Raw genomic sequence first — 24,729 nt, forward strand, 5'->3', positions numbered from 1 at the left:
CCGCGGGTCAGGACACCCGGGATGAGGCGGCGGTCCAGGTGTCGCAGGCGGCGGGGGAGAGGGCACGGTAGCCGCGTTCGAACCAGCGGACCCGGTTGGCACCGCTGCCGTGGGTGTGGCGCTCACCCTCGTCACCGCTGGCGCGGAGCGTCTCGGACAGTGCCTTCCAGTCCTGCTCGGTACGCGGCAGCGAGTCCCGTACGCTGCCCAGGAACACCCCCGACAGGCAGTCGGCCTGGAGCTCGTAGCGGCGGCGGAGTTCGAACTGGCGGGGGAGGTCGGCGTGGGCGCGCCTCTCGTAGCGGTCCCAGACGCCGGTGAGGCTCTGCAGGTGGTGGCCGTACTCGTGGGCCGCCACCTTGAAGGGGTACAGGTCGGTCCGATCCTCGATCCAGGCACCGGTGAGCGGGAACACCAGCGTGGCCCGTTTTGTGCAGTAGAAGGCGTCCGCGCCCTGGGGCCAGGGTATTCCGCAGACGCGCCGCGCGGGCTCGGAGTAGAGGCGGACCGTGGGCGTGCGGAACCGCAGCCCGGCCCGAGCGAAGTGGGCGGACCACGAGGTGTTCAGACACTTCATGACCGCGGTGAGGTACTCGCCCGGCTGCGGAACGCCTCTGTCGATGAGCGGCGGCTCCGGGCACGAGGTGGCCGCCAGCCTGCCGGACTTGAGCAACGAGGGCTGGGGCGCGGTGGCCTGCTTCGGCAACGAGGGTTTGGGGGCGGCGGCCTGCGCGACTCCGGCGGGCAGGACGGCAAGACACACGGCGGACAGCAGGGCCCAGCGTCGGAGAGGTCGCCGGGAACCGGCGCGGGGCGGGAGGAAGCGCATGATCGGACAGCTTAGAACTCCCGGCGCCCTGAATCGGGCGGAACCCATCCCGTCATCCCGGTGCCGTCGTCGCCAGCCGTTCGGCGAGATCCACCATCTGCTCCATGGATGTCCTCAACCGTTTCATCGACTCCCCGAAAGCAGCCTGATCCTCGCGGTCCAGAGCGTTCAGCGCTTCGGTCGCCTCCCGCTCCATGCTCGCCAGCACCTCGGCCCAGACCTGCTGCTCTGCCGCGTCGGGAACAGGAAAATACCGCCCGGCCCGCTCGACTCCGGCGATGAGCGTCCTCAGCGCCATGACGATCCGCTCGGGCTGCCCAAACCCTTGGGCACCCATGGCCTCATCGACGGAGCCGAAATCCCTCACCAGCCCGCGGAACAGATCCATGCCACCGGCGACCCACGCGCGCCTCTGCTCCCTCCTTAACTCGGCGGATTCCACGAAGGGCGGGACCTGATCCAGAAAGTCCTCGGCTGTGAAAGTGCGAACGGTCGAAGGAGGCCCCCCGGCAGGGCCCGCCCACGTGCCGAAGAAGAACACCAGGAAGAACACCACCACCGACAGCGAGGCGACCGCCATCCGCCGCGTCCCCAGCCCTCCGCCACCCCTGGTCATCCACCATCCGCCACGAAACCGGTTCTTCCAGAGCCCGAAGACCAGAACCGTCACCGCCGCCGCGGGCATGGTCATGCCGATCAGTAACGGCACATCGACCTTGAGTACATCCCAGATCGGGGCGGGATTCCAGGAACAGGAGGACGACAACGTGTTCAACGACCCCAGGCACCCGTCGTAGGACCCGATGATCAGCGCACCGCCCAGAGCCACCGGCGACGCCAGGCCCCCCGCGATCAGACCCGTGACCATCCGGTAACGGCGCGCGGTCCAGCTCACCAGTGCCGCGGCCACGACGACACTCGTCATCAGGGCGGCGAACAGCAACCACAGGTAGACCGTCGTGTACTGCGCCGCCCCGGTGAGCGAAGGCGGCTGCCAGGAGTGCATGTAGGCCATGGCGGCGATCATCACCCCCCAACCGGCCGCCGCTCCCGCCACCGCCGCCCACAGCAGCCGCAACACCGAGGGACGATCGGTCAACGGATCCGGACGCCAGACCAGAGCAAGCAGCGGGTAGAACAACAGCACCCCGGCGCATGCCCGCCACAGGGGATCGAAGGCCACAGTGATGAGATGTGGGAACACCTCGGACACCGCGGACAGCACCACGCCACCGGGTTCGGCGGGTCCGCCGAAGGACCGCAGCCAGTCGAGGAACACCGCCGGCGAGAACGGCTCACCCAGTAGCAGTAGGGAACCGTAGCTGTGCCACCACGACAGCCAGGCGGCCGTGACGACCCATGTCGCGACCGTCGCCGTCAGCAACACGGGCCGGAACGGGCGATCGGCGGTTCGGGTTCTGACCCACAGCCCCACGCATTCCGTACTCCACCAGCAGGTCACCACCGCCGCGACCGGCAGGACGAGCAGGACCTCGGGCGCCTCCGGCAGCCAGCTACGCAGGTTGGTCCGCTGCAGTACCAGGGCGGCGACGAGCAGCCCGATCCCGAACCACACTCCGGCCCGCACTCCCGAAGGCGGCCGCCGCCCGGCGGCCACGGCACGGGCCGCCGCCAGCCCCGACGCCATGACGACGATGCCCGCGACGACACCCGCGACGACGAGAACGCCCACCGTCGCCATCGCCGGGTCCGGCAGGATCGGTGACAGCGTGGTCGTGGTGAGCAGCGCGGCGATCCCGGTCAGCAGCATCGGCAGGGCCAGTGAACCCGACAACGCGGTGGGATCGTTCAGCGAACGCCTGCGCCGCTCCCAGCTCGGATGCGTCCGCCACAGGTCTCCGATCATCCATCGGCGCCCGCGCGCGCGGCCGTCGTCGTACCTCGACCACACCGACTTCGACGCACCCCACCGTACGGCGGCCAGGTCGGCGTACAGCTCCCGGTTCCTGAGCAGATCGGCGCGCGCGAGGGTCAGCAGGAGCGTCAGCAGGAGCGCCAGGATCAGCGCACGCGACAGGAAGGGGACAGCACCCTGCCAGTGCACCGACCCGCCGCCGGAGGTGAACGCGGTGAACAGGAACGACGCCTTCAACGCGACATAAGGGAGAAGCACTCCCACCAGGAAGGCGCGCCACAGCGCGGTCGTCGCGTACGCCAGGCGGACATCGCCGCTCCGTACGTGCGCCAGCTCGTGCAGCACCACGGCCTCGAATCCGGCGGGGTCCGCGTACCTGCGCGCCAGCAGCCCACCGTGCAGGCGCACGACGTAGCGACCGGGACGCCCGAAGGCCACCGCGCCGGTCGTCGCGACGGCCGGATCCACCGTGAACCGCACACCCTTCACATCCGCGCGGGCCGCCAGCTCCGACAGCAGTCGCCCGAGCTCGTCCTCGGGGCCTTCCCCGACCGGTATCCCCCGGCCACGCCGTGACTTCCAGGCGGGCAGGACGAGGTACAGCACCGCGGCGGCCAGCACCACGGCGGCCGCTGCGGCCGTGGGACGCCACCAGGGTGTCGTCTCGGCCCCGAACCGGGCATAACAGATCTGAAGCGCCTCATCTTGTGTAAGGAGGACCTTCAACACCGCTGTCGCCGGGGCCTGGGAGGCGATCCCCGCCGCCAGCATGCATATCCCGAAACCGGCACCGGGACTTGTCACCATGACCGGCAGGATGGTGTCACCGATCATCGAAGCCGTACTGGCCAGCAGGAGCAGGATCAGCAACGCGAAACGCAGTGTCGTACCGGAGGTGGCCAGATCCGCGTCGGTCACGCGGTCATTCCCGGCCATCGCCGTCACCCCTCCGTCACCCCTCCGTCACCTCCGGAGGCGTCGTGTTCGGAGGAAGTTCCAGAGCGAGCCGGGCGACGACGCTGTCGGCGATCTGACCGGCGCGCTCCTCGGCCAGTCCCGCCTCGACCGACAGCTCCCGCACCCGAGCGTGCACCGAGGCCAGCTGCTCCCGGGTCAGCGGCAGGACCACCGGTTCGGGGGCCGGCCTGCGCAGCAGGGTCCGCAGGCGGTTCGCCACCCGCTGCCGCACTCCGTTCACCGACTCGCGTAGCACCTCGTCCACGGCGATCCAGACCACCGCGGTGACCAGGGCCGTGACCTCCTCAAGCCCGAAGCCCAGCGGCTCCTTCCGCGTCCGCGCACGCCGCAGGCGGCGCACCGCGTCCGCGTAGCCGACCGAGTTCAGAGCTCTGATCAGAGGCAACTCCTCGGGTGCCACCTCACCCACCACATCAGCCACGACACGGATGACAATCCCGCGTCCGCCGCGCAACTCGCGCGGATTCCACCCTGAATACGAGGCCATACCCACGCCGCCCTGCCTTCCCGAGCCAAGATGTCCAGATTAAGTCGCACCTTTTCGCTTGACACGCACCCGATTCTTTTCGATAGGACTTTGTGATGACCATTAATTACAGCCCTCGGTCCGCGATATGAACGCTCCGGCCGGCCGTCGCACCGGCTGAAACGAGGAGACCCATGGGTGGGGCCGTCGGGTAGGCCTCAGTGGGCGGTAACGCGGCCAAGGAACGGCCGGTCCTCGTATGGGTTTTCGGCCGGTTACGCTGGAGTTCTTCTCACCTGAATCCTGCAGTCAAAGGCGTCAATGGAGCTGATGTGTCACCACTGGACGCTGGAGTCATGCGGATTTTCCCGCCACGGAATGGCGCCCTTCCCGTGACCGTTCACGTTCTGTCTTCTTGTGCCGCGCAAGAGGGCCGGAGATCACCGGTCCGGTTACGGTGGATCAGCGCGCTGAAGCGCTCTCCCACCACCGCGCCGTCAGGCTCGCGTCCTCCGCCGCCTGGCGGGCGTTCCCCGGCGGTACGCCGAAGGTCCGTTTGAACGCGCGGCAGAACGCCGCCTCGGACCGGTAGCCGAAGCGGCGGGCGACCACCGAGAGCGGCTCCGATGTCTGCCGAAGGTGCATACGGGCCAACTGCATGCGCCAGTGGGCGAGATAGCGCATGGCGGGCTCGCCGACCAGGTCGGTGAAGCGCGCCGAGAAGGCCGAGCGCGACATGCCGACCTCCTGCGCGAGCGAGGCGACGCTCCACTGCCGTTCGGGCGCGCGGTGGATCAACGCGAGCGCCCGCCCCACCTGCTCGTCGCGCAGGGCGGCCAGCCAGCCCTGATTCGCCTCGGGCGCCGAGTCGAGCCAGGAGCGGATCGCCTGGATGACGAGGATGTCGGCGAGCCGGGTGATGACGGTCTCCCCGCCCGGTCGCAGGGCGAGGGCCTCGCGGGAGATGAACTGGAGCGTGCTGTTGAGCCAGTTGGCGTCGTCGTCCCAGGCGTCGATGTGCAGCACCTCGGGAAGCTGTGAGACGAGGCGCTGGGCCGCCACATGGTCGAAGCGCACGACACCGTAGGTGGCGTGCGTGCAATCCCCGCCGCCACCGTGGCGCATGATCTCGTAACACTCGCTGACCTGCTCGACCGGTATGTCGAAGAGCGGTTCGGTGTCGGCGTCGGGTCCGCTCCGCAGCCGGTGCGGGGTGCCGTGCGGGATCAGGGTGAGACTGCCCTGCCGGAGCAGGCGTGGCTCGGCTCCGTCGATCTCCAGCCGGCAGTGACCCGCGGTGACGACCAGCAACGTCATCGACCCGTCGAGCGCCGGTACGTCGACCCCCCACGGCGCGGTGAGTTCGGCACGGCAGTAGAGGGTGCCGGTCAGCCGGAGCAGGTGCAGGGTCTCACCCAGCAGGTCGGCGGGAGCCGGGAACGGGCGAGGGGCACTCGGCATAGCCGTCATGGTGTCACCGCTCTCGACCAGCCGTCCACAAGGCTGGACGAACAGCAAAGAGGGACGGACTTTTTTCTATTGTTAGTCCAGAAGTGCCGCACAAGACTGGACTCAACAGCAACCAAAGGAGCATCCGGAGCATGCGGCGACCCCATACCCTCGTCATCGGCTCGACCGGCAAGACCGGCCGGCGCATCGTGCAACGGCTCGCCGAGCGCGGCCACCCGGTCAGGGGCGGCTCGCGCCACCTTGACCCGCCCTTCGACTGGGAACGGCCCGGCACCTGGCCCCAGGCGCTGCGCGGCGCCGAATCCGTCTACATCTCCTACTTTCCCGACCTCGCGGCGCCCGGCGCCCCGGCCGCGATCGAGGAGCTGACCGCGTGCGCGGCCGACGCGGGCGTCCAGCGGCTGGTGCTGCTCTCCGGCCGGGGCGAGCCCAACGCGCAGCGCTGCGAGCGGATCGTCAGCGAGTCCGGCCTGAGCCACACGCTCATCCGGACGAGCTGGTTCTCGCAGAACTTCAGCGAGGGCCACCTACGGGATTCGGTGCTCGGCGGTGTGATCGCGCTGCCGGCCGGCGAGGTCGCGGAACCGTTCGTCGACGTCGACGACATCGCCGACGTCGCGGTCGCCGCCCTCACCGACGACCGTCACTCCGGCCGGCTCTACGAGCTCACCGGGCCGCGCCTGCTGACCTTCCACGAGGCCGCGGCCGAGATCGCGAAGGTCGCGGACCGGCAGGTCGAGTACGTCGCCGTCTCCCCGGAGGTGTTTCACGCCGCCCTGGAGCAGAGCGTCGGGCTCGGCTACGCCGACCTGCTCACGGACCTGTGCAAAGAGGTGTTCGACGGACGCAACGCCTCGCCGGCCCACGGCGTGCGCGAGGCACTCGGCCGCGAGCCCCGCGACTTCACCGACTTCTGTCGTACGGCCGCCGCCTCCGGGGTGTGGAGATGACGAGCCCGCCGTACCTGCCGGAGGGAGCGGTGAAGATGCGGAACGCGAGACCGCTGAGACTCGTCCTGCTCGTGTCCGGTGTGGTGGCGATCGGGATCGGCGCGGCGACACTGTTCGCGCCCGCGGCCTTCCACGGCACCAACGGCATCGAACTCGGGAGCGACGCCGGCCTGCTCAGCGAGACCCGGGCCGCGGGCGGCGCACTGCTGGCGGCCGGTGTGCTGATCATGCTCGGCGCGTTCGTCGCACGGCTGGCCTTCACCGCCACGGTCGTCGGTGCCGCGACCTACCTCGCTTACGGTCTGTCCCGCCTGCTGAGCATCGCGCTGGACGGGATACCGGCGAGCGGGCTGGTGCTCGCGGCCGCGCTGGAGATAACCATCGGGCTGGCCTGCGTCTTCGTCCTCGTGCGGTACCGCCGCCATGGCGGACGAGAGACCTCGGCCTGAGCGGTCAGTGGCGGGACAGGGTGCGGGTGATGCCGGTGGCGATGGTGGTGACCAGCACCCAGCCCGCGATCACCAGCCCGTAGGCGACCCACTGGCCGGCGCCGACGGGCTGGTACGCCTTCTCCTGCCCGAAGTCGATCACCGGGAGCAGCAGATCCAGCGCGTAGAACAGCGCGTTGAAAACGGGACCCTTGCCGGGTTCGGCGCGGGGCGGGTTGTGCACGGCGAACACGACGGCGCCGGTGACGAGCAGGGCCAGAAACCACAGGGCGGCACGGACCGGACGGTAGCCGTACCCGACCGTGACGTCCTGCAGCCATCCCCAGACCCGCGCGTGCCACGGGAGCGCGGCGCGCTGCCGCCGCTGCTTGACCAGCAGCACGGTACGGGCGTCGACGTCCTGACCCAGTCGCCGGTAGGTGGCGGCGAGCTGCTCGTACGGCTGCGGCACGTATCCGTCGGGGTCGTCCCGCAGCCAGGCCAGGCGCCGGGCGGCGGGCAGCCTCGGTTCCAGGGCCTCGTAGCCGAGACCGTCCTGGCGGCGCGGCGACCAGGTCGCGGGGTCGTCGCGGATGACCCCGATCTGGGCGTGCCGCAGGTCGACCTCGCCCTCGGGCGTCCGCTGGGGGCGCAGGTCCAGCTCGCGGGTCTGGAGTTGCCGGGCGGCCAGGGCATGGCCGCCCGGCGCGGACAGGGTCGCGTCGTGGAGGTTCAGATACCGGTCGATCCGGGTCCCGATCAGGGTGAGCTCGCCTTCCACGACGAAGCCGCGCCCGCACTCCAGGCCGGCGCCGACGCTCGCCCCGGCGAGATCGAGCGCCTGGCCGCCGGGGTTGCTCAGCCGGGCACCGCTGAAATCGGCGAACGTCCCGATGCGCGCGTCGGCGAGACGGACCGCGCCCTCGGCCCGGAACCCCTTGGTGCACGACAGCCCGCCGCCGACACTCACCCCGTCGGCATCGAGCACGACCCCGCCGGGCGCGGACAGGCTCGTGCCGGTCAGGTTCAGCGACCCCGAGACGCGCGCCTGGGAGAGATCCACCCGCCCCTCGGCGCTGAGCTCGTCCGCGTCGAAGCTCCCCTCGACCTGCAGCTCCGCGGCCTGGAGCGCGTCACCGCCGGGACAGGTCAGGTGGGCGCCGCTCAGGCTGAGCTCCCGGTCGATCCGCGAGTTGGCCAGTCGTACGGTGCCCGTCGCGGTGAACCCGGCGCCCAGGTACAGCCCGCCCTCGGCGGTGATCCTGGAACCGAGGAAGGCCATCTGGCCGGGGTGGTCGATCGTGGTCCCGGTGAAGCCGAACGGCCCGGCCACCCTGGCGTTGCGCAGGCTGACCATCCCGGTGGCCGTCATCCACCGGCAGAAGACGTTCCCGTCGGCGAGTAGTCCGTCCAGCTCCAATGCGCTCTGGTCCGAAGCGGCCAGGCGGGCATGATCCAGAATCACGGTGCCGCTCACCTTGACATTGGTGAAGCTGACCCGGCCCGCGGCGCTGAGCCTGATCGCGGCGATGCCCCGCCCTGCCTGGAGCCGGTCGCAGTCGATGTCCATGCTCCGCGCGTGGCTCAGCGCGAGACTTCCGGCGAGCTGGGTCCCGCGCAGTTCCACCGGGCCGGTGAACACGCACCCCTCCAGCCGCAGATGCCCGTCGATCTGCGCGTTGGAAGCGGACAGGCCCGGCAGGTGGGAGCCCCTGAAGCTCAGCTGCGGGCAGCGAGCCCAGTACAGGCTGGGGTCCTCCTCGAAGAAACAGGACAGGAACCGCGCGGCGTGGCGGAGGGTGGAGTAGGCCAGGTTCACCCGCTCGGTGATCCGGGCCCCCTTGATCCGGAGCGCCGGGATCCGGTGCGAGCGGGGCGGCTCCTCGCTCATCAGCAGGGCGGCGATCACCCTGGCCCGGACCGTCCGCCCCTCGTCCCAGGCCGCCCCTGCCGCCGGGTCGTCCTCCTCCGGTTTCCCGGTGCTGAAGTCGACCTCCTCCCCGAGTGGAAACGCCTCCCACACCCGGCGCTCCGCGTCGGACAAGTCCTCAACCCGCACATCGCCCCCCTTTGCCCAAACACTGCCACCTTTTGATCGTTTGCGTCCAGGAAAGGATTACCGAGGTCTTGCCGGAGTAAGGGGCAGCGGTCCCGAGAAGGTGTCTCTGCCCAGCCTGGACGCGATGACGAGGCGGCTTGTGCCTCCACTGCCCTGGCGCAAAGGGTTTCGCCCATCACCGCAGAAGCCACCATGAGCGAGACCGCTGCGAGGCGGTCCCGGGTTCCCTTTTACGACATCCAGATCCCAGGGACCTGGATGAACCATCCGCGCCCAAGAGCCTGACCGGGCGGGCGGCATTTAACCCGTTGAGTTCTCGGAGACGATCTGTAGGTTGTCAGCATGTCTTCGTCGCTTCGCCTGGAGAAGGTCACCGCGGACAACGTCGAGGCCGCGTGCCGGCTGAAGGTGCGACCCGACCAGGAGGAGTTCGTGGACCCGGTCGCGTGGTCACTCGCCGAGGCGTACGCGCAGCCGGAGATCGCCTGGCCTCGACTGATCTTCGACGGCGAGCAGCTGGTGGGCTTCGTCATGGGCTTCTTCATGGTCCGTTTCAACCCGGACGACCCGGATGACACGCCCCGCTGTGGAATCTGGCGGCTGAACATCGCCGCCGATCAGCAGGGCCGGGGATATGGCCGCTTCGCGGTGGAGTCCGTGTGCGCGGAGGTCCGCAGACGTGGGCAGACCCGCGCGACGGTTACCTGGGCTCCGGGAGAGCACGGGCCCGAGCGCTTCTACCTCCGGCTCGGCTTTCGCCCGACCGGCGAGAAGAGCGGCGATCAGGTCGTCGGCGAGCTGGCCCTGACCGGGCACCGAGATGAATTCCAGATGGGTCCGGCCGAGGTCCGCCGCCTGACGACCGAGGACTGGAGGACGTTCCGTGATGTCCGGCTCGCGGCACTGGCGGACGCACCGGAGGCCTTCTCCTCCTCGCTCGGGCGGGAACAGGCGTACGACGAGGCGCGGTGGCGTGCCGGGATGCTGCCGGAGCGCGGGGTGAAGGCGGTCGCGGTCGTTGAGGGCCGGGTGGCCGGGGTCGCCGGCGGCTGGGTGCCCGAAGGCCGGGGTGGGGCGGTCGAGGTGTACGGCATGTGGGTCGATCCGGCCGCGCGAGGCGCCGGGGTCGGTGCCCTGCTCGTCGAGGAAGTCGTCGCGTGGGCCGCCGAGCGCGGGCATCGGAGGGTCGAGCTGTGGGTCGTGGACGGCAACGACGGGGCGGCCCGGCTGTACCGGCGCCTGGGCTTCGAGGCCACCGGCGAGTCCGAGCCGCACACCAACGACCCCGGCGTCCGCGAACGGCTCATGGTCCGCGTGCTCGACGCCCGGCCCCGGGACCCTCACGGCACCTGAGGGTTCGTCAGGGCTGGGAGGCGCCGGCGGGCTCAGGCGACCGGTGTGTTGGAGAGGCAGGCACGGCAGCCTTTGTGTCAGTGGTTCGCCACCCCTCACCCGGCGCCGAGCGTCCTTTCGAAGACGGCGTAGGCGTCCGGGGTGAACAGTACGAACCGCAGGTCCGTGACCTGTGTCGGTGAGGTGCGTACGGTGCCGAGCGCGATGCGGGCGGCGTCGTCGATGGGCCAGCGGTAGATCCCGGTGGATATCGCGGGGAACGCGACGCTGGTCGCGCCCAGCTCGTCGGCGACCCGGAGCGACTCGCGGTAGCAGGAGGCCAGCAGGTGCGAGCGGTCCTCGGCGGGAGAGAAGACGGGGCCGACGGTGTGGATGACCCACCGGGCCGGCAGGTCGCCCGCGACGGTGGCGACGGCCTGGCCGGTCGGCAGCCCCTTGCCGTAGTGCGAGGCGCGCAGCTCGCGGCAGGCGGCCAGGATCGCGGGGCCGCCGCGCCGGTGGATGGCCCCGTCGACCCCGCCGCCTCCCAGCAGCGAGGAGTTGGCGGCGTTGACGACGGCGTCGACCGGCTGCGCGGTGATGTCCCCCTGGACCAGCGTGATCTGCACGAAGCCGAGTCTGCCAGCGGAACCTCGATTTCCGGCGCCGATTCCACTGGCTTGACGCGGGTCTCGGTGAGGAACTGCTCGAAGCCGACCGCCCCATCCTGAGTGGCTATTGGTTGTTCACGACTCCAGGCAGGGTCAGGTGCGCGAAGTTGCCGGGGTAGCGGGCCAGTTGCCGGGCCTGTCCGGTGTTGACGTCGACCGCGTAGGTGCCTGGGGACTTCCTGTCCCAGTAGACGATCGTGACCTCGGAGCCGCTCCGCCAGAGAGCGGTGTTGGAGACGCCACCGTCCTTCGGCAGGCCGCGGATGGCGACCTTCCGCAGGGTCCGCCCGGTCTTGGCGTCGAGCAGGGTGAACCTGTGCTTCTGGTCTTTCCGCCACTCGAAGGCGGCCACCGTGCGGCCGTCCGGGGAGAGCTCGCTGAACATGATGAACGCGCCGTCGAAGCGCACCGGCGTGCCTCCGCCGGTGACGGGCATCAGCCACAGGTCGGTCTTGACGTACCGGACCAGCGCGGCGACGCCGTCCTTGATGCTGATCGCCTCGAACTTGCCGGGCACCGACACCGTCTTGCCGGTCCGCATGTCGATCAGCAGCCCGGGATCCTTGCTCCCCTCCCGAGGGTCGAAGATCACATAGCGGCCGTCGTCGGAGAGGACGAGCATGGATCCCGCCCCGATCCGTTCCTCCTTCACCGTGACGGAGGAGGTCACCTCGGAGCCGCTCACCAGGTCGCGGACCACGTGCGCCTGGGCCTGACGGCTGTAGTAGGCGAACATGCGCCCGTCCCGGCTGATCGCGACGGGTACGGGTCGATCCTTGGTGTTCCTGACGAGCGCCTGCGGCACCCGGTAGGTCGTGCCGGTGCGGGTGACCACCCGCCACTCGATGGCGCTGCAGTCGGGTGGCAGCAGCCGCTCCGCGTCGACCTTGCACTGCGTCTGGTACGCGTGGCTGAGCGCTCCTGTCCTGCCGTCGGGCAGATCGGGCACCGCCTCCACGCTCCGCGGCGTGGCCGTGTCGCCGCCGCGCGACCCGGGCAGCGCCACGGCCGCCGTCGCCGCGCCGAGCACCGCGACCGCCGCGAGGGCGGCCAGCGTCAGGGTGGTACGCCGCCTGCGCCGGTGGCCGGCGACGGCCAGGTCGGCCAGGTCGGTCAGGTCCACCAGGGGGGCCTCATTGGCGATATCGTCCAGCGCTTCACGCAGCCTCTTCACTGGGCCACCTCCCTGATCTCGGAATCGGACAGCAGGTGCGTCAACTCGGGCGTGAGCGTGCGCAGGCGGGTCAGCGCGTGATGGGCCTGGCTCTTGACCGTGCCCACCGAGCAGCCGAGCGCCTCGGCGGTCTGCGGCTCGGTGAGGTCCTCCCAGAAGCGCAGCACGATCACGGCACGCTGCTTGGGGGTCAGCTTGGCCAGCGCCCGGCGCAGCACGATCCGGTCGAGTGCGGCCTCGTCGTAGGAGGCGCCGCGGTCCGGCGGGTCGGCGCTGGGTAACTCAAGGCGCGGCCGGCGCCGCCAGGAGATGTACTGGTTGACCAGCGCCTTGCGCGTGTACGCCTCCGGACTGCCGCCCCTGGACAGCTTGGGCCACTGCCCCGCGACCTTGATCAGGACGCTCTGCAGCAGGTCCTCGGCGAGATGGGCGTCTCCCGTGAGCAGGTAGGCGGTTCGCATCAGCGCCTGCTGGCGGGCGAGCACGAACTCGCGGAAGCCGTCGTGGTGATTCAAAGTGAGCTCCTCTCGCCCGTTCCCAACGCGACTTGCCGGGCGAATGGTTGTAGCCCTTTCTCTTTTTTCGTGTCGGAGCCACCGCTCTTCGAGGATCACCATGCGGCAGTTCGCCCGCCAACACAGCGAGTCCACAGGCCTCGGCATGCCGGTCATCGGACGTCACGGCTTGAAAGGTCCGCGGATGGGGCACTTCCGCTGAGTGTCCGTCGCAGCGGAAGTGTCGGCGGGGTGGATCTCGCGCCCCCGCTGAACCTCAGCCGGGAAGATCGTGAGGTTTCACCGGAGCGCCGGAGCGCTCGGCCACGTCGATCGCGGCGGCGGCCAGGGCCAGCACGGGGAAGATCGCATGTGACGGTACCCGGTAGACTCCCCGCTCGGGCTGCTCGACCAGCCCGGCCGAGGCCAGCGTCTTGAGGTGGTGGTACAGCTGGCCGGGGGAGGCGAGGGCCAGCTCGGCCTGCAGGTCGGCGACCGGCTTGGGCCCGACGACCAGCAACTGCAGGATCTCGAAGCGCGCCGGATGCCCGGCGGCGGCCAGCACCGCGGCCAACGGCCCGGTCGGCTGCTGAAGCAACCAGCCGGGGCTGCGGGCCACCTCCCACAGCCACTGGTAGCCGCCGAGTCTGGCCTGGCCGCCGTAGGTGATCAGGCCGGTGTCGTCGCCGGCCGCCGGTGGCTTGGGGACGGTGAGCGCGGCCTCGAGGGCGGCGACCCGCGCCTCGAGGTCCTGGAGCCGGTCGTCGACACTGGTCAGGGTTTCCTCACTTCAACGCTGCGCGGACTTTCGCGAAGAAGACGGGATCGGTCGCCATCCGCACGATGAACTGCTGATGAGCATAGCTGCGCATCCCGGAGAACCAGGTCGCCTCAGGCAGTCGCCGCAGTGCGAGGACGGTCTCGCGCGGCTTCTCACCTGGCCGGACGATGTACATGGCCTCGCTGATGACGCCGGGCAGCGCGCCCCCCTTGGTGCCGATGAGGAGCGTGCGGGGGTCGGCACCGGGCTGGCGCATCGGCCACTCCAGGTGCTTGCTCGCCGTCTTGTCCTTCCTGAGTCCGGTGAGCACTTCGCGCAGCACGCCAGGTTCGACGCGGGTCACGGTTTCGGCCCAGGCAGCCTGCTGGGCGAAGCCGGGGAGCGTGGGCCGCACCTGCGTACCGGCCTTGACGTAGTTCTTCAGACAGACGTCGGCGGGCAGCGTGCAGCCGCCGAAGGCGCGTAGTATCTCGCCGTTGATGGTACCGACGCCGGTCTGCGCGATCTTGCGCAGCGCGCCGGGGCCGAGGCGGTCGCGCAGCAGGTCGGCGGCGGCGTTGTCACTCTCCTCGATCATGGCGGAGACGACCTGGTCGAGCGTGACGCTCGCACCGGGCTTGAGCCGTTCGAGCGCCGCTTCGTGGGCACCACCATCGGTGCCGGGCAGGTGGTAGGCGTTCCACAGGGCCATGGAGACGCGTTCGCCCGGCTTGACCCTTCCCTTGCGGACGGCGTCGGCGTAGGCGGCGAGGTGGATGATCTTGGTGGTCGACGCCACAGGGGTGAGGCGATCGGCGTTGTGGCTGATGCCCCGGGTCACCAGCGCGACGTCGTCGGGGTGGGCCTGGATGTAGGCGAGTACGGCCTCAACGTCCTTGAGTTCGGCGGGGGCGGCGACGGCGCCGGTCATCGGGGCCGCCAGCACTGTGGTCAGGAGCATGCTGAGGATGGATTGCATTCCTCGATTTAACCATAAATTCGAAATTTCGGAATATCGAGTTTTGAGGCTGACGGGTAGCGGCCATGGTCACCGCCCGATGATGAGCGTCGACCGCCGACCGGTGAGGCGATGATCCGCCGGGCGCCTCACCGAGAAGTGGTCGACCTCGAAAGGGGGAGGGGCCTTCCTTGCCGGAGAGGGGTGACCGGTCATCACCTTCCTGCTCGGTGCCCTGGAGGCAGGCTGACGAGACACGACCAGGGCCGGGACGTGTCGCAGGTACGCCGCTGTCCACCGATGAAAGAGGATCTCGGACAGGCGAGGCCGACATCGCGCGATTCCGCGCCACGGTTCAACTCGGCCGTAGTAGTTCGACGAGTTCCGGGGCGATGCCGGGGAATTTCCGGTCCGCGGTGAGCAGCGCGTCGGCCCCCACCGTGCGGGCGGTCGCGATGATGAGGGCGTCCGGTACCCGGATTGTCAGGTCCGCGGCTCTGAGCAGGGCCGCGCTCTCGGCCGTCGCCTCGTCCACCTCGACGATCCGGTCGATGACGGCGGCACGGAACGCCTCAAGCATCTTCTCGGCCGCGGCCCCCTTGCGGACCGCACCGACCCGCAGTTCGCTCCAGGTGATCACGGAGACGGCGAACGAGGCCGCCTTGCCCTCCCAGCGGCGGACCGCGTCACCGGCGTGGCCGTGCAGCGCGTCGTCAGGATTGAGCAGGCCGACGATGACATTGGTGTCGAGCATCACGGTCGGCACCGGTCAGCTCCAGCTCTCGCGACTCGTCTCGACGTCCACGGCCTCGGTGAAGCCGGGGATGGTGCCGATCACCCCGTCGAGACGGCTGCGGTGTCGCCGGATGATGATCTGGCCACCCTCTTCGGCGATGTCCACCAGGTCCCCTGGGTGAAGACCGAGCGTGCGCAGGACCGCCGCGGGCAGGGTCACCTGGTTCTTGCTGGAGATGCGCGCCGGCCCCGTACGCCTGGCACGTGTTCTCTTGCCGTGCTCCATAACCTTTACGGTAGCCATCACAAGTAAAGGCTAAACGGCGTCACCTTGGGTGTGTGGGTGATTTCGAAAAGTCACCACCCCTCGCCGGTCAGGTGAACCTGAGCGTGATGGCGTCGCTGTGTCCGGACCAGTTCAACGTCAGACGCCAGCACCCCGCCTTGGGCAGGTTGACCGACGAAGGCCCGGGGCCTCCGTCGATCTCGCGGACCACCGACGTCGTCGTCCCGTCCAGCATCGCCTTGATGGTCAGCGGCCGCATCGGCTGCTGCGGCAGCCGCGAGACCCAGAGAATCTTGTTCGTGACCTCAGGGTCGGTGGAGGCCGTCAGTGGGTAGTTGAACAGCACGGCGATGATGTCGCCGTGCTCGCCGAACACGTGGGGCACGCCCGAGCCGTCATCGCTGAACCCTGTCCTCGCCCAGGTGGGCAGCGCGTCCCGGGTGACGGTGGAGACGCACGCGCCGGCCGACGGCCGGGCGTCTTCGGCTCTGGGTGCCGGACTGCTCGCCGAGCATCCCGCCGCCAGCATGACGAGTGCGCCGATGGCCGGCAGACCACATTTGATCGCGGCCATGCTCCATCCTCCACGATGTAGAAAGATCCTCTCGTGTGGATTGTCCACTGCGGACCGAAAGAAGGCCAGGGCGCTGTGAGCCCCCGGCAGGGACGCTGTCGACCAGTTCGCCGAGCACCGCACTGACGCCACCCGGCATCTCCTGGAGGAATAGTGCCGGCCGACTACGAAGGCGAACCGGCCCGGGATTGGACCTCGGAGCCGGGATGCTCGTGGCCACGGCGCCGACCGCCCAGGGGTGGGACGGAGCCCTCCCTCTGGGGCGGCCCGGCTGAAGCCGGGGTCGGGTCAGGACACGCGCAGCGCGGCGATGAACCATTCGAAGGCAGGGACACCGGGCGGAAACGGCGGCCTGCCGTTGAGCACGCCCACGAGCTGCCAGTACCGCTCCACCCGGCGGTCGGTGAACGTCTCCACCTGGTCGGCCACCCGGGTACGGTCTCCGGCGGGCAGCTCCGGATCCACGATCCGATCCAGGATCGCCCTCCCCTCGGCCGACTCGGGGCTGATGCCGTCAGCCACCGCTCTCCCGGCGTGCTCGAGGATCAGAGTGGGGTCGTACGGCTGCGGCCCGGACTCGTCGCCGGGTGTGGCGCCGGCCACCGCCATCTGGCGTACGCGTTCCTGGAAGCCGGCGTCACCCACGAGTTCGGCGAGTTCCAGCCAGGCCTCCACCTGTTCCGGGGTGGGTTCGTCCGGCAGCTCTGCCGGGATCTGGCGCATCGAGGCCGCGATGTGGGCCCCTGGCGCCTGTGGGTCGATGCCGTCGAACGTACGGTCGACGAAGTCGTCGATCATTCGCTGCCGTTCCTGAGCGGACAGGCGAATCAACTTGTGCATGAGCATCATCTCCTCGGTCGTGCTTTCCTGTTGGGCGATCGACCGCAGCACTGCCCGGCGCAGATGGAGGGAGCGGATCTGGGTGTCCAGCGCCCGCACATGTGCCCGCGCGACATCGGCCACCGTGCACTGCCTGGTAAGGACCTTCTGGACGGTGTCGAGGTCCAGCCCCAGTTCGCGTAGCGTTCGCACCAGGTCAAGCCGGGCCACCGCCTCCATGTCGTACAGGCGGAAGCCGCCCACCGACCGGCGCGTCGGCGGGATGACATCGATGTCGGACCAGAAGCGGATGGTACGCACCGACAGGCCCGTACGGTCAGCGAGCTGTCCGATGGTGAGCAGTTGGTCGCGGTCGTTCACCGCAGCAGCATGAACCCTCCAGTCACTGGAGAGTCAAATCGATTGCACGGTTCCTCGGGTCGATGGCCATCGGTCACCGAGCCAGGTCGCGGTTCCGAATTGACCTGCCCGGGCGGGAATCGGCGTACGATCCGGTTCGGCCCCGGCCCCGGCCCCGGCCCCGGCCCTTGACCGGCATCCGGCGAGGGATGGCCCTCCTCGGCAGGATCAGTGGTCCGGTGGCCGAGGACAAGGGCGCGGTGATCGCTTGATCTTGTGCGGTGGCGATTCTGTCGGTGGCGATCCGTACGGTGGCGGCGTGATCATCATTTCGGGTTGGATCAGGGTTGATCCCGGTGCTCGTGACGCCTATCTGCGGGGCTGCGTCAGCGTGGTCGAGCAGGCGCGTGCCTCGTCCGGCTGCCTCGACTTCGCGCTCGGCGCCGACCTCGTCGAAGCCGATCGGATCAACGTCTACGAGTGCTGGGAGTCCGAGGAGAGTCTCGACGCCTTCCGAGGCTCCGGGCCGAGCGACGACCAGACGGTGATGATTCGCGACGCCGAGGTGGCCCGCTACCAGATCTCCGGAGTCGGCCCCGCCTGAGTGGGTCAGCCAGGCCAGCCGGCCGGGTTCGAAAACGACTCGCGTGAGATTTTCGATCCGGTGTCCGGGAAAGCTCCATGGCGCTCGCGGTGCAGGTGGGCGAAGAAGTAACACATCCCCTCACACTCGGCATCCAGCACCGCCTTCTTCGGATCCTTGGCCACCGCGGCGTAGAAGTCGCGGCCCAGCGCGACGATGAAGCCGCGCGCATAGAGGAAACCGTCATCGGAACCGTCGGTGACCGCATGGATGTCCGCGCGGTCGATGGCATGGAGCTTGGCCTCGACCACCCGATCGAGGTCCGTCAACTCGTCCGCCGACAACCCCTCGCTGACGGAGCCGAGGTTGCTCAGGAACTCCTTCAGAGCGGCTTCGACCACGGAAAACGGCGGCTTGCCGTAAGGGTCCTCGTCGGGGGCAGGCGTCCGATGTGCCAGCTCCCGACGCGCCTGATTGACGTCCACCCCCAGCGGCGCCCAGGCCGCCTCCACCAGGCCCCAGAAACCTTCCTCGTTCTTCATGCTCATCGCCCCTCTCGTGACCAACCCTGCGAGCTGTGCCGCTCACCCAACCAGGAGGCACTGACAATTAGTGGCTCTGACCCACTCCCGATGAAGCGGTGACTTGGAGTGCGCGGATCTCGGGACGGCTATCGGTTGTGGCCCTGGCCGTCTCTGGAGAGCTGGGCGAGGAATCGCCGGACCGCGCGGGGGGTGCGCAACAGATGGGTGTCCGCGTGAGGAGCGTGCGCGGTGATTGCCTGCGTCATGCGGGGGAGGCTGCGTCGCCGGTAGGCCCAGACCCAGCGCCAGAAGTCGGCACGTTCGCGGCCTCGCCGGATCGTCCGCCAGGCACATCGTGGGAAGGAAAAGTCCAGCACGATGATGGTGTCGGCCATCCGGAGTCGCATGTCGAGGGCGTCGTCGTAGGGGCCAAGGTCGCCATCGAGGATCCAGGCGTCCTGCTGGACCAGTTCCTGTTGACGAGCCGCCCACCGGCCGGGAGCCGTCGCGGTGAGACCGGGCTCCCAAAACAGCGTGTCCAGTTCGATGACGGGCAGCTTTGTCACGTCGCCCAGGCGGCGGGCGAGGGTCGATTTGCCCGCGCCGCCACGACCGAGGATCACTACCCGTCTCACGCTCCCATGATGACCTGACGCTGGAGTCGGTGTCCTGTCTCAGGCTCGTCCATGTCGTTGATCGCGATTCCGCGGCAGAGGGCTCAAGGGAGTGGCTGCTCGATAACGATCTGGTTTGTCGAGAACCCGATCATCAAACGAACGGCCGTGCCGGACACTCGCTCAACCTCTACAACCGGACTACTGCACGGGTGTACGTCAATGCGACGGCCATGTCGGTAAGTTCCCTGGTCGGGGCGGACTGCAGAGCGACACGGACAGCCAACCGTGGCGCCGGGTAGTTGATCAAGCGCGTTCGGTTACGGGATGGTGTTCGGGTACTGATCGAACTTGCCCAGGAGGCACCATGTTGCTTGCCCGCCATCTGCTGTCTGGCGCCATCGCCGTCGTCGCCGCGAGTGCGGTCACCGCCCTGCCCGCCGAGGCCACCGTCCAGCAGCCCGCTGCCCACACTGCTGTCGCCGGACCTGCCGTGTGCGTGGACGCCAACGGCACCCGCACCAACGGCACCCCGGTGCACCTGTGGCAGTGCTTCGCGGGCAACACCAACCAGAAGTTCGTGATTGACGACGGCATGATCAAGGTCAAGGACACCCTCGGCTCCGCCACCCCGATGTGCGTGGACGCCAACAGCACGCGTACCAACGGCACTCGGGTGCACCTGTGGGAATGCTTCGCGGGCAACACCAACCAGAAGTTCGTGATCGATGACGGCATGATCAAGGTCAAGGACACCCTCGGCTCCGCCACCCCGATGTGCGTGGACGCCAACGGCGCCCGCACCAACGGCACCCCGGTGCACCTGTGGGAATGCGCGAACACCAACACCAACCAGAAGTTCGTGGTCGATGACGGCATGATCAAAGTTAAGGACACCCTGGCCTGACCAGCAGCCACGCCGGAAACACAAAGGGCCGGGACCCCCCCGTCCGCATCCTGGGCGGCGGCGCGGAGCGCTGCCGCCTGGTTGACCTGAACAAGTTTCGGCCGGTGCTTCGGAGATCGCACAGCTCGTCATGAAGTCCAATTCCGCCGGAAATTAACGGGAATTCAGGTGATATCCGCAATAGGCTCGTGGGGTGGTGCTTTCCGAGCTTCGACGTGAGATGGTGCTCGCGGCCATCGCCGAGTTCGACCAGCTGGGCCGTGACGCCTTTCTTGAGGAGTACGGCTACCGCCGGGCCATCCACTACTTCCTCGTCTACGGCGGCAAGCGGTATGACTCCAAGGCGATCGCTGGAGTCGCCTACCGCGGGGTCAGCGGCAGCCCCCTGCGTCCTGACGAGTTCTCCGGTGGGAACGCCACCGTTGCCCGGGTGCTCGGCGACCTCGGCTTCGAGGTGACGAGACCGGGGCAGGCTGCCAAAGTGCCCTCCATCGAAGACCTCCTGCAGAAGGTCGACTCGCTCAAGCCCGCCGTGTCTCCCACGACCGGTGCGCAGAAACGGCATCAGCCGTTGACCCTGCTCTGGGCGATCGGCCGCGCGGCTCGGGGCGAGTCACGTCTCACGCCGTGGGAGAGCACCTACCGCGAGCTCGGATGGCTCATCGAGGAGTTCGGTCTTGAGGAGGATCGGCCCAACCCGGAGTTCCCCGTGTTGTGGCTCTACCACCACGGCCTGTGGGATCTGCCCGGCCACGCGAATGTGCCGCATGCCAGTGGCCGGCCCGCGCAGCAGTGGATGAAAGAGCAGCAGCCGGACAGCGGCCTGCGACCATGGGTGTATGGGATCGTCACCGGTCAGCCGGACATTCGGGCCCAGATCGTCGTGCGGCTTCTCAGTGCGTACTTTCATGGCGTCGACCACAACGCGCTTCTCGCCAGGGTCGGGTTGGACGCGGTCACCTCCGACACCGGCCGCATTCGCGATGGGTCTCCTACGCCTGGCCGTGTCGAGTCCATTGTGGAGCGCGTCATCCGCGACTCCCTGATCGCCGAGCAGATCAAGCGCGCGCACGACTACCACTGCCAGATCTGCGGCGACCGTCTCACTCTCCAGCAGGGCTTCTACGCGGAGGGAGCCCACATCCGCCCACTCGGAAAGCCGCACAACGGCCCCGACGAGCCCGGCAACCTGCTGTGTCTCTGCCCCAATCACCACGTCCTGCTCGACCGAGGCGCGATCACCGTCCAAGCCGACCTCACGGTGACGGACCTGACGTCCGGCGCCTCACTCGGCCATCTCCGAGTCGCCCAGAACCACGAGATCAACCAGGATCACCTGGACTACCACCGGAAGGTCATCGCAGAGCAGAGCTGAGCCGAAGCCGTCCTCACACTCCGCACCGTGACCGCCAACGGCGGCCTCGACGCCTACTGGTGCTTTCATGCCACCCGCGAGCACCAGCGCCTCTACCACGCCCCCGAACAGCAGGACTACGACCTCACGGCTTAATCACGGTATAGCCACCCAACAGAGTTGACGTCCGAGGCATCCTGGGGTCTCCTGCTGCGATGTCTGATCTTCGCATCCAGCAGCCGGACGGCGACGCCACGCTCAAAGACTGGCAGTACGCCCACAACGTGATCATTCCTACCCACTCCCTCTCTCTGGACGAGGTACGGGAACGTGCCCAGCGCAACCACCTGGAGATCGCGTACCTCGGTGACGATCTCGTGGGCTGCAGTACGGTGCGCCCGCCGACGGACGAAACACTGACGGCCACAGTCATCGCCCGCGTGCTCGCCGCTCACCGCAGGCGGGGGTTCGGCGAGGAACTGTATGCGCGCGGGCTCAACCAGGCCCGGGAACTGGGGGCCAAGGTGATCGAGACCGTCGTCCTGTCCTCCAACGAGGACGGACTGCGGTTTGCGCTGAAGCACGGCTTCGTCGAGATCGAGCGATACCTGCTGCCCGGAGACACCATCCCCTGGATCGACTTGCGGCTCTCCTGACTGGAACAGACCCGATGTGGCCTCACGGCCTGATCCACACTTTCCCTCCAGAAGAGCCACGCCCATCGAAGTTCTTACCTCACTTTCCACGTGAGGGTTAGGCGTTGCTGCTTCGTGGCGAGTGCTGGACTTCGAGGTCGTTTATCTGGGTCAGCAGGTCCTGGGCGTTTCTGGCTTCGAGGGGACCAGGGGCGTTGGGGAGCCAGGTGGGGAAGGCCCAGTAGCGGCGGGCCCAGCGGCGCCAGAGGATGACCCAGCCGGGGTGGCGAGACTCCAGGTCGCGGGCCAGATCGGTGGCATTGTCCGTGTTCGCTGAGGATTCCGTGGCAGGGAGGTCGGTACGTACTAGGTCTGCTCCGCGACGGCGGCGGCCTTTGGGGCGGAGGGGCTCACTTACCGGGGTGGCCATGGGGAACCGTCGCTTTCCGTTGTGGCTTAGGGGTGGGGGCCGGCGTCCCGGACGAGGGTGGGATCAGGTCCGTGGACGCCGGCCCCTGTACGGTCCACGCCTGGCACGGGGGAGTCGGCGTGGACCGGCTCCGGGGTCAGCGGGATCGGGGGGATCCCGGCTGCCCGGAGGTCGGGGGAGGTCAGGGCTGGGTGGGGAGGTCGAACCAGACGCCGGTACCGAGTTGGCCGGTGCCGCACAGTCGGGTCCATTGGGTGCCGCAGCGGCCGTGGGTGAGTTCGGTGACGATGCGCAGGCCCCGGCCGCCGAGTTCGAGGTCGTCGATGCGTTCGGGGAGGGGCCGGGGGCGGTTTAACAGGTGTTCGATGAGGGTGGTTCCGGCTCCGGCGTCGACGACCTCGGCGCGGATGGGCAGGCCGTGGTCGTGTAGCAGGCGAAGTTCGTAGGGGCCGGGGGCGTAGCGGGTGGCGTTGGTGACCAGCTCGGAGACCACGATCTCCAGCTCATCGAGCACGTCGGCGGCCAGCGGCAGCTTGGCCAGCTGGTCACGGAACACTTCCCGGGCCCGCCGGGCGGCATTACAGCGAGGCAGGCACCACGCGGTCATCCGGAAGCGACCATGAGATCTGCCGTGCTCGCCGGGGTCCGGGACGGGAACGTGCTCGGTGAGCATCGTTGCTCCTAACGAGTGGGAATGGAGACGTTTCACCGGCGACGGAAACCGGCTTCGGTGGGTCACCCATGGCGGGTAGGTCCTGCTCATCAGTGCATTCGCGGAATAGTCGCCCTATTCGCCTAGCTGTAAGGAATTGATTGCGGAGTGTGATGCGGCGAAGGCAGACTGGGGGCGACGGCCTCCAGAAAACCCTGTCACCCACCTCATGAACAGGCGAATCTCGTTGTCCCCGGTTGTCCCCTCTGGTGGGAAGCCCCTCACGGCCTGTCCGAGTGGATTAATCAGATTTACAGTTCGAGGAAGGAGGGGATGTGAATGCCTGGACCAGCGCCCACGCAGCCCGGCGGAGTTTTCGTACACCCCTTGAGCTACGTCCGCGCCGAACGCGGATGGACCTATCAGGACCTGGTGAACGTCATCGCCAGGCGAGTCGGCAATATGGCACGAAGGAGGGAAAAGGCATGGCGCTGGGAGCACTGGGGAGTGGTGCCCGATCGTGAGACACAACTCGCTTTGGCGGCCGAACTCGGGGTCTCCGAAGAGCTTCTCCACATGCAGCCATGGCCCGGCTGGCTGCCCGTCGGCGACCCCATCCGAGTCGACTTCTCCTGGGACCAGACGGGCAGCCTGCTCGCTCTCAACCACACACTGGAAAAGGCGATGATGGACCGACGCGGTTTCATGCGGCTGACCGGCGCGGGCCTGGCCGGGTTCGCGACCGACTGGCTCAATGTCGAACCGGCTCAGCTGATGTCTGTACTGCGCGGCGGCCAGGTCACCGAGAAGTTCGTGGCCCAGATCGAGGCAGGTCTGCCTCGCCTACGAATGCTGGGAGACAGCTATGGCGGGCAACGGTCACGTAGGTTGATCGACGCCGAACTCGGCATGGTTGTGGAGGTGCTGGAGAAATCCTCCTACAGCGCGGCCGTCGCTCAGCGTCTTCATGGACTGGCCGCGGAACTCGGACGTCTGGCAGGTTTCGCCTCCTTCGACGAGGGACTGCACTCCGCGGCCCAGCGCTACTGGGTTGCCGCCGTCCACTCCGCGCACGCAGCCGGTGACCGCGCGGTGGGCGCGAACATCCTCAAGTCGATGGCTCTGCAGTGCAAGGACTTCGGGAACTTCTCCGACTGCCTGACCATCGCCCGCACTGCTTATGAGAGCGCCGGGGAAATCACGCCACGAACCGCCAGCATGCTGGCCGTACGTCTGGCCGGTGCTCACGCGAGCGTTGGCGACGAGGCTGAGACCCATCGCCTGCTGGGCATCGCCGACACCCACTTCGGGCGTGGTACGCGCGCAGACGATCCAGCATGGGTCGGATGGTTCGACGAAGGGGCTTTCCACGATCAAGTCAGCGTGTGTTACCTCGATCTGGGTAACCTGCGACGCGCGGACTCCCACCTGGACAAGGCCCGAGCAGAGTTCTCCCCGACTCGCCGCAGAGACTACGCCACTTACCTGATCAGGCGTGCCCACGTCCAGAACGACCTCGGCAACGCCGACCAGGCCGGCGACCTACTCCACCAGGCGATTCCACTGATTGAGCAGGCTCCCTCCCAACGCAACATCGGCAAGCTTCTCGCCATTCGCGATCGCTTGCCCAACGACACCCGCCGAAGCGACCTCGACCAGCGGCTGTCCACTCTGACAGTGTGACCGTGGCCGTGCCTCGGTGCGTCGCCGTCGTTGCTGGGGCCGGCCACGACCTTGGGGTAGGCGCGGCCTCCGCGTCGTCGTCACTGCGTGAGGCATTCAACGCGCTTTACGAGAAGTTGGACGAAAAG

25 protein-coding genes are annotated in these 24,729 nt (G+C 68.4%); 8 read left to right on the forward strand and 17 right to left on the reverse strand.

Features of this window, described 5'->3' with window-relative positions; genetic code table 11:
• Nucleotides 1–7 precede the first annotated feature (7 nt).
• From ABT130_RS17980 to ABT130_RS17995, 4 genes are all read right to left on the reverse strand, one after another.
• A complete protein-coding gene (locus ABT130_RS17980) occupies nt 8–829 on the reverse strand; it encodes a neutral zinc metallopeptidase (protein ID WP_350956659.1) in 822 nt (273 codons plus the stop codon).
• 52 nt (nt 830–881) lie between these two features.
• Complete coding sequence (locus ABT130_RS17985; RefSeq protein WP_350956661.1) at nt 882–3,623, reverse strand: M48 family metalloprotease; 2,742 nt, start codon at nt 3,621–3,623, stop codon at nt 882–884.
• A 34-nt stretch (nt 3,624–3,657) separates the two neighbouring features.
• Nucleotides 3,658–4,104 (reverse strand): hypothetical protein, encoded by a 447-nt coding sequence (locus ABT130_RS17990; RefSeq protein WP_350956663.1) that lies wholly within the window; start codon nt 4,102–4,104, stop codon nt 3,658–3,660.
• A 507-nt stretch (nt 4,105–4,611) separates the two neighbouring features.
• On the reverse strand, nt 4,612–5,610 hold the full coding sequence (locus tag ABT130_RS17995; RefSeq protein WP_350915371.1) for an AraC family transcriptional regulator: 999 nt from the start codon (nt 5,608–5,610) through the stop codon (nt 4,612–4,614).
• 140 nt (nt 5,611–5,750) lie between these two features.
• Here ABT130_RS17995 and ABT130_RS18000 point away from each other — a divergent pair, with 140 nt between their 5' ends.
• A complete protein-coding gene (locus tag ABT130_RS18000; RefSeq protein ID WP_350956664.1) occupies nt 5,751–6,569 on the forward strand; it encodes an NmrA family NAD(P)-binding protein in 819 nt (272 codons plus the stop codon).
• On the forward strand, nt 6,566–7,018 hold the full coding sequence (locus ABT130_RS18005; protein ID WP_350956666.1) for a DUF4345 domain-containing protein: 453 nt from the start codon (nt 6,566–6,568) through the stop codon (nt 7,016–7,018). Before ABT130_RS18000 ends, ABT130_RS18005 begins: the two co-directional genes overlap by 4 nt.
• A 4-nt stretch (nt 7,019–7,022) precedes the next feature.
• Here the strand turns inward: ABT130_RS18005 and ABT130_RS18010 are convergent, their stop codons facing one another.
• On the reverse strand, nt 7,023–9,056 hold the full coding sequence (locus tag ABT130_RS18010) for a hypothetical protein (protein ID WP_350956668.1): 2,034 nt from the start codon (nt 9,054–9,056) through the stop codon (nt 7,023–7,025).
• A 342-nt stretch (nt 9,057–9,398) separates the two neighbouring features.
• On the opposite strand from ABT130_RS18010, the gene ABT130_RS18015 reads away from it, so the two are divergent.
• On the forward strand, nt 9,399–10,409 hold the full coding sequence (locus tag ABT130_RS18015) for a GNAT family N-acetyltransferase (protein ID WP_350956669.1): 1,011 nt from the start codon (nt 9,399–9,401) through the stop codon (nt 10,407–10,409).
• 95 nt (nt 10,410–10,504) lie between these two features.
• Here ABT130_RS18015 and ABT130_RS18020 read toward each other — a convergent pair whose 3' ends face one another.
• The 9 genes from ABT130_RS18020 to ABT130_RS18060 form a co-directional block, all read right to left on the reverse strand.
• A complete protein-coding gene (locus ABT130_RS18020) occupies nt 10,505–11,017 on the reverse strand; it encodes an O-acetyl-ADP-ribose deacetylase (protein WP_350956671.1) in 513 nt (170 codons plus the stop codon).
• A 106-nt stretch (nt 11,018–11,123) separates the two neighbouring features.
• Entirely contained in the window at nt 11,124–12,233 is a 1,110-nt protein-coding gene (locus ABT130_RS18025) for a hypothetical protein (protein WP_350956673.1), read from the reverse strand.
• Complete coding sequence (locus tag ABT130_RS18030) at nt 12,230–12,748, reverse strand: SigE family RNA polymerase sigma factor (protein ID WP_350956675.1); 519 nt, start codon at nt 12,746–12,748, stop codon at nt 12,230–12,232. Before ABT130_RS18030 ends, ABT130_RS18025 begins: the two co-directional genes overlap by 4 nt.
• Before the next feature lie 256 nt (nt 12,749–13,004).
• Entirely contained in the window at nt 13,005–13,346 is a 342-nt protein-coding gene (locus ABT130_RS18035) for an ArsR/SmtB family transcription factor (protein ID WP_350915353.1), read from the reverse strand.
• 166 nt (nt 13,347–13,512) lie between these two features.
• A complete protein-coding gene (locus ABT130_RS18040; RefSeq protein ID WP_350956677.1) occupies nt 13,513–14,466 on the reverse strand; it encodes a serine hydrolase in 954 nt (317 codons plus the stop codon).
• 334 nt (nt 14,467–14,800) lie between these two features.
• Nucleotides 14,801–15,211, reverse strand: coding sequence for a type II toxin-antitoxin system VapC family toxin (locus tag ABT130_RS18045; protein WP_350956679.1), 411 nt, complete (start codon nt 15,209–15,211; stop codon nt 14,801–14,803).
• A gap of 3 nt (nt 15,212–15,214) precedes the next feature.
• Entirely contained in the window at nt 15,215–15,466 is a 252-nt protein-coding gene (locus tag ABT130_RS18050; protein ID WP_350915349.1) for an AbrB/MazE/SpoVT family DNA-binding domain-containing protein, read from the reverse strand.
• 88 nt (nt 15,467–15,554) lie between these two features.
• A complete protein-coding gene (locus ABT130_RS18055; protein WP_350956680.1) occupies nt 15,555–16,040 on the reverse strand; it encodes a hypothetical protein in 486 nt (161 codons plus the stop codon).
• Between the two features lie 288 nt (nt 16,041–16,328).
• Nucleotides 16,329–17,240, reverse strand: coding sequence for a helix-turn-helix domain-containing protein (locus ABT130_RS18060; protein WP_350956682.1), 912 nt, complete (start codon nt 17,238–17,240; stop codon nt 16,329–16,331).
• 298 nt (nt 17,241–17,538) lie between these two features.
• Between ABT130_RS18060 and ABT130_RS18065 the strand changes: the two genes are divergently transcribed.
• Nucleotides 17,539–17,823: a putative quinol monooxygenase gene (locus ABT130_RS18065; RefSeq protein WP_350956684.1), complete on the forward strand. Its 285-nt coding sequence runs from the start codon at nt 17,539–17,541 to the stop codon at nt 17,821–17,823.
• A 5-nt stretch (nt 17,824–17,828) separates the two neighbouring features.
• Here the strand turns inward: ABT130_RS18065 and ABT130_RS18070 are convergent, their stop codons facing one another.
• Both ABT130_RS18070 and ABT130_RS18075 read right to left on the reverse strand, forming a co-directional pair.
• On the reverse strand, nt 17,829–18,344 hold the full coding sequence (locus ABT130_RS18070) for a DUF4240 domain-containing protein (protein WP_350956686.1): 516 nt from the start codon (nt 18,342–18,344) through the stop codon (nt 17,829–17,831).
• Nucleotides 18,345–18,472: 128 nt separating this feature from the next.
• A complete protein-coding gene (locus tag ABT130_RS18075) occupies nt 18,473–18,961 on the reverse strand; it encodes a P-loop NTPase family protein (protein ID WP_350956688.1) in 489 nt (162 codons plus the stop codon).
• Nucleotides 18,962–19,307: 346 nt separating this feature from the next.
• On the opposite strand from ABT130_RS18075, the gene ABT130_RS18080 reads away from it, so the two are divergent.
• From ABT130_RS18080 to ABT130_RS18090, 3 genes are all read left to right on the forward strand, one after another.
• Nucleotides 19,308–19,847 (forward strand): RICIN domain-containing protein, encoded by a 540-nt coding sequence (locus ABT130_RS18080; RefSeq protein ID WP_350956690.1) that lies wholly within the window; start codon nt 19,308–19,310, stop codon nt 19,845–19,847.
• A 193-nt stretch (nt 19,848–20,040) separates the two neighbouring features.
• Nucleotides 20,041–21,222: an HNH endonuclease gene (locus ABT130_RS18085; protein WP_350956692.1), complete on the forward strand. Its 1,182-nt coding sequence runs from the start codon at nt 20,041–20,043 to the stop codon at nt 21,220–21,222.
• A 194-nt stretch (nt 21,223–21,416) separates the two neighbouring features.
• Nucleotides 21,417–21,857, forward strand: a complete 441-nt coding sequence (locus ABT130_RS18090) for a GNAT family N-acetyltransferase (protein ID WP_350915327.1) — start codon at nt 21,417–21,419, stop codon at nt 21,855–21,857.
• Between the two features lie 590 nt (nt 21,858–22,447).
• Here ABT130_RS18090 and ABT130_RS18095 read toward each other — a convergent pair.
• The gene (locus ABT130_RS18095) at nt 22,448–22,939 is read right to left on the reverse strand and encodes an ATP-binding protein (protein WP_350956694.1); all 492 of its coding nucleotides are present in this window, start codon (nt 22,937–22,939) and stop codon (nt 22,448–22,450) included.
• 366 nt (nt 22,940–23,305) lie between these two features.
• Here ABT130_RS18095 and ABT130_RS18100 point away from each other — a divergent pair, with 366 nt between their 5' ends.
• On the forward strand, nt 23,306–24,601 hold the full coding sequence (locus tag ABT130_RS18100; RefSeq protein ID WP_350956696.1) for an NsdA family TPR-like regulatory protein: 1,296 nt from the start codon (nt 23,306–23,308) through the stop codon (nt 24,599–24,601).
• Nucleotides 24,602–24,729 lie beyond the last annotated feature (128 nt).

The sequence above is a fragment of the Streptosporangium sp. NPDC001681 genome, assembly GCF_040298085.1.
GTDB lineage: Bacteria > Actinomycetota > Actinomycetes > Streptosporangiales > Streptosporangiaceae > Streptosporangium.

Excerpts from the sequence above, each read along its gene's own strand:
- ABT130_RS17980 (WP_350956659.1), bottom strand. The coding sequence starts at position 829 with ATGCGCTTCCTCCCGCCCCGCGCCGGTTCCCGGCGACCTCTCCGACGC.
- ABT130_RS18090 (WP_350915327.1), top strand. The coding sequence starts at position 21,417 with ATGTCTGATCTTCGCATCCAGCAGCCGGACGGCGACGCCACGCTCAAA.
- ABT130_RS18015 (WP_350956669.1), top strand. The coding sequence starts at position 9,399 with ATGTCTTCGTCGCTTCGCCTGGAGAAGGTCACCGCGGACAACGTCGAG.
- ABT130_RS17995 (WP_350915371.1), bottom strand. The coding sequence starts at position 5,610 with ATGCCGAGTGCCCCTCGCCCGTTCCCGGCTCCCGCCGACCTGCTGGGT.
- ABT130_RS18055 (WP_350956680.1), bottom strand. The coding sequence starts at position 16,040 with ATGGCCGCGATCAAATGTGGTCTGCCGGCCATCGGCGCACTCGTCATG.
- ABT130_RS18095 (WP_350956694.1), bottom strand. The coding sequence starts at position 22,939 with ATGCTCACCGAGCACGTTCCCGTCCCGGACCCCGGCGAGCACGGCAGA.
- ABT130_RS18080 (WP_350956690.1), top strand. The coding sequence starts at position 19,308 with ATGTTGCTTGCCCGCCATCTGCTGTCTGGCGCCATCGCCGTCGTCGCC.
- ABT130_RS18070 (WP_350956686.1), bottom strand. The coding sequence starts at position 18,344 with ATGAAGAACGAGGAAGGTTTCTGGGGCCTGGTGGAGGCGGCCTGGGCG.
- ABT130_RS18000 (WP_350956664.1), top strand. The coding sequence starts at position 5,751 with ATGCGGCGACCCCATACCCTCGTCATCGGCTCGACCGGCAAGACCGGC.
- ABT130_RS18005 (WP_350956666.1), top strand. The coding sequence starts at position 6,566 with ATGACGAGCCCGCCGTACCTGCCGGAGGGAGCGGTGAAGATGCGGAAC.
- ABT130_RS18050 (WP_350915349.1), bottom strand. The coding sequence starts at position 15,466 with ATGGAGCACGGCAAGAGAACACGTGCCAGGCGTACGGGGCCGGCGCGC.
- ABT130_RS18040 (WP_350956677.1), bottom strand. The coding sequence starts at position 14,466 with ATGCAATCCATCCTCAGCATGCTCCTGACCACAGTGCTGGCGGCCCCG.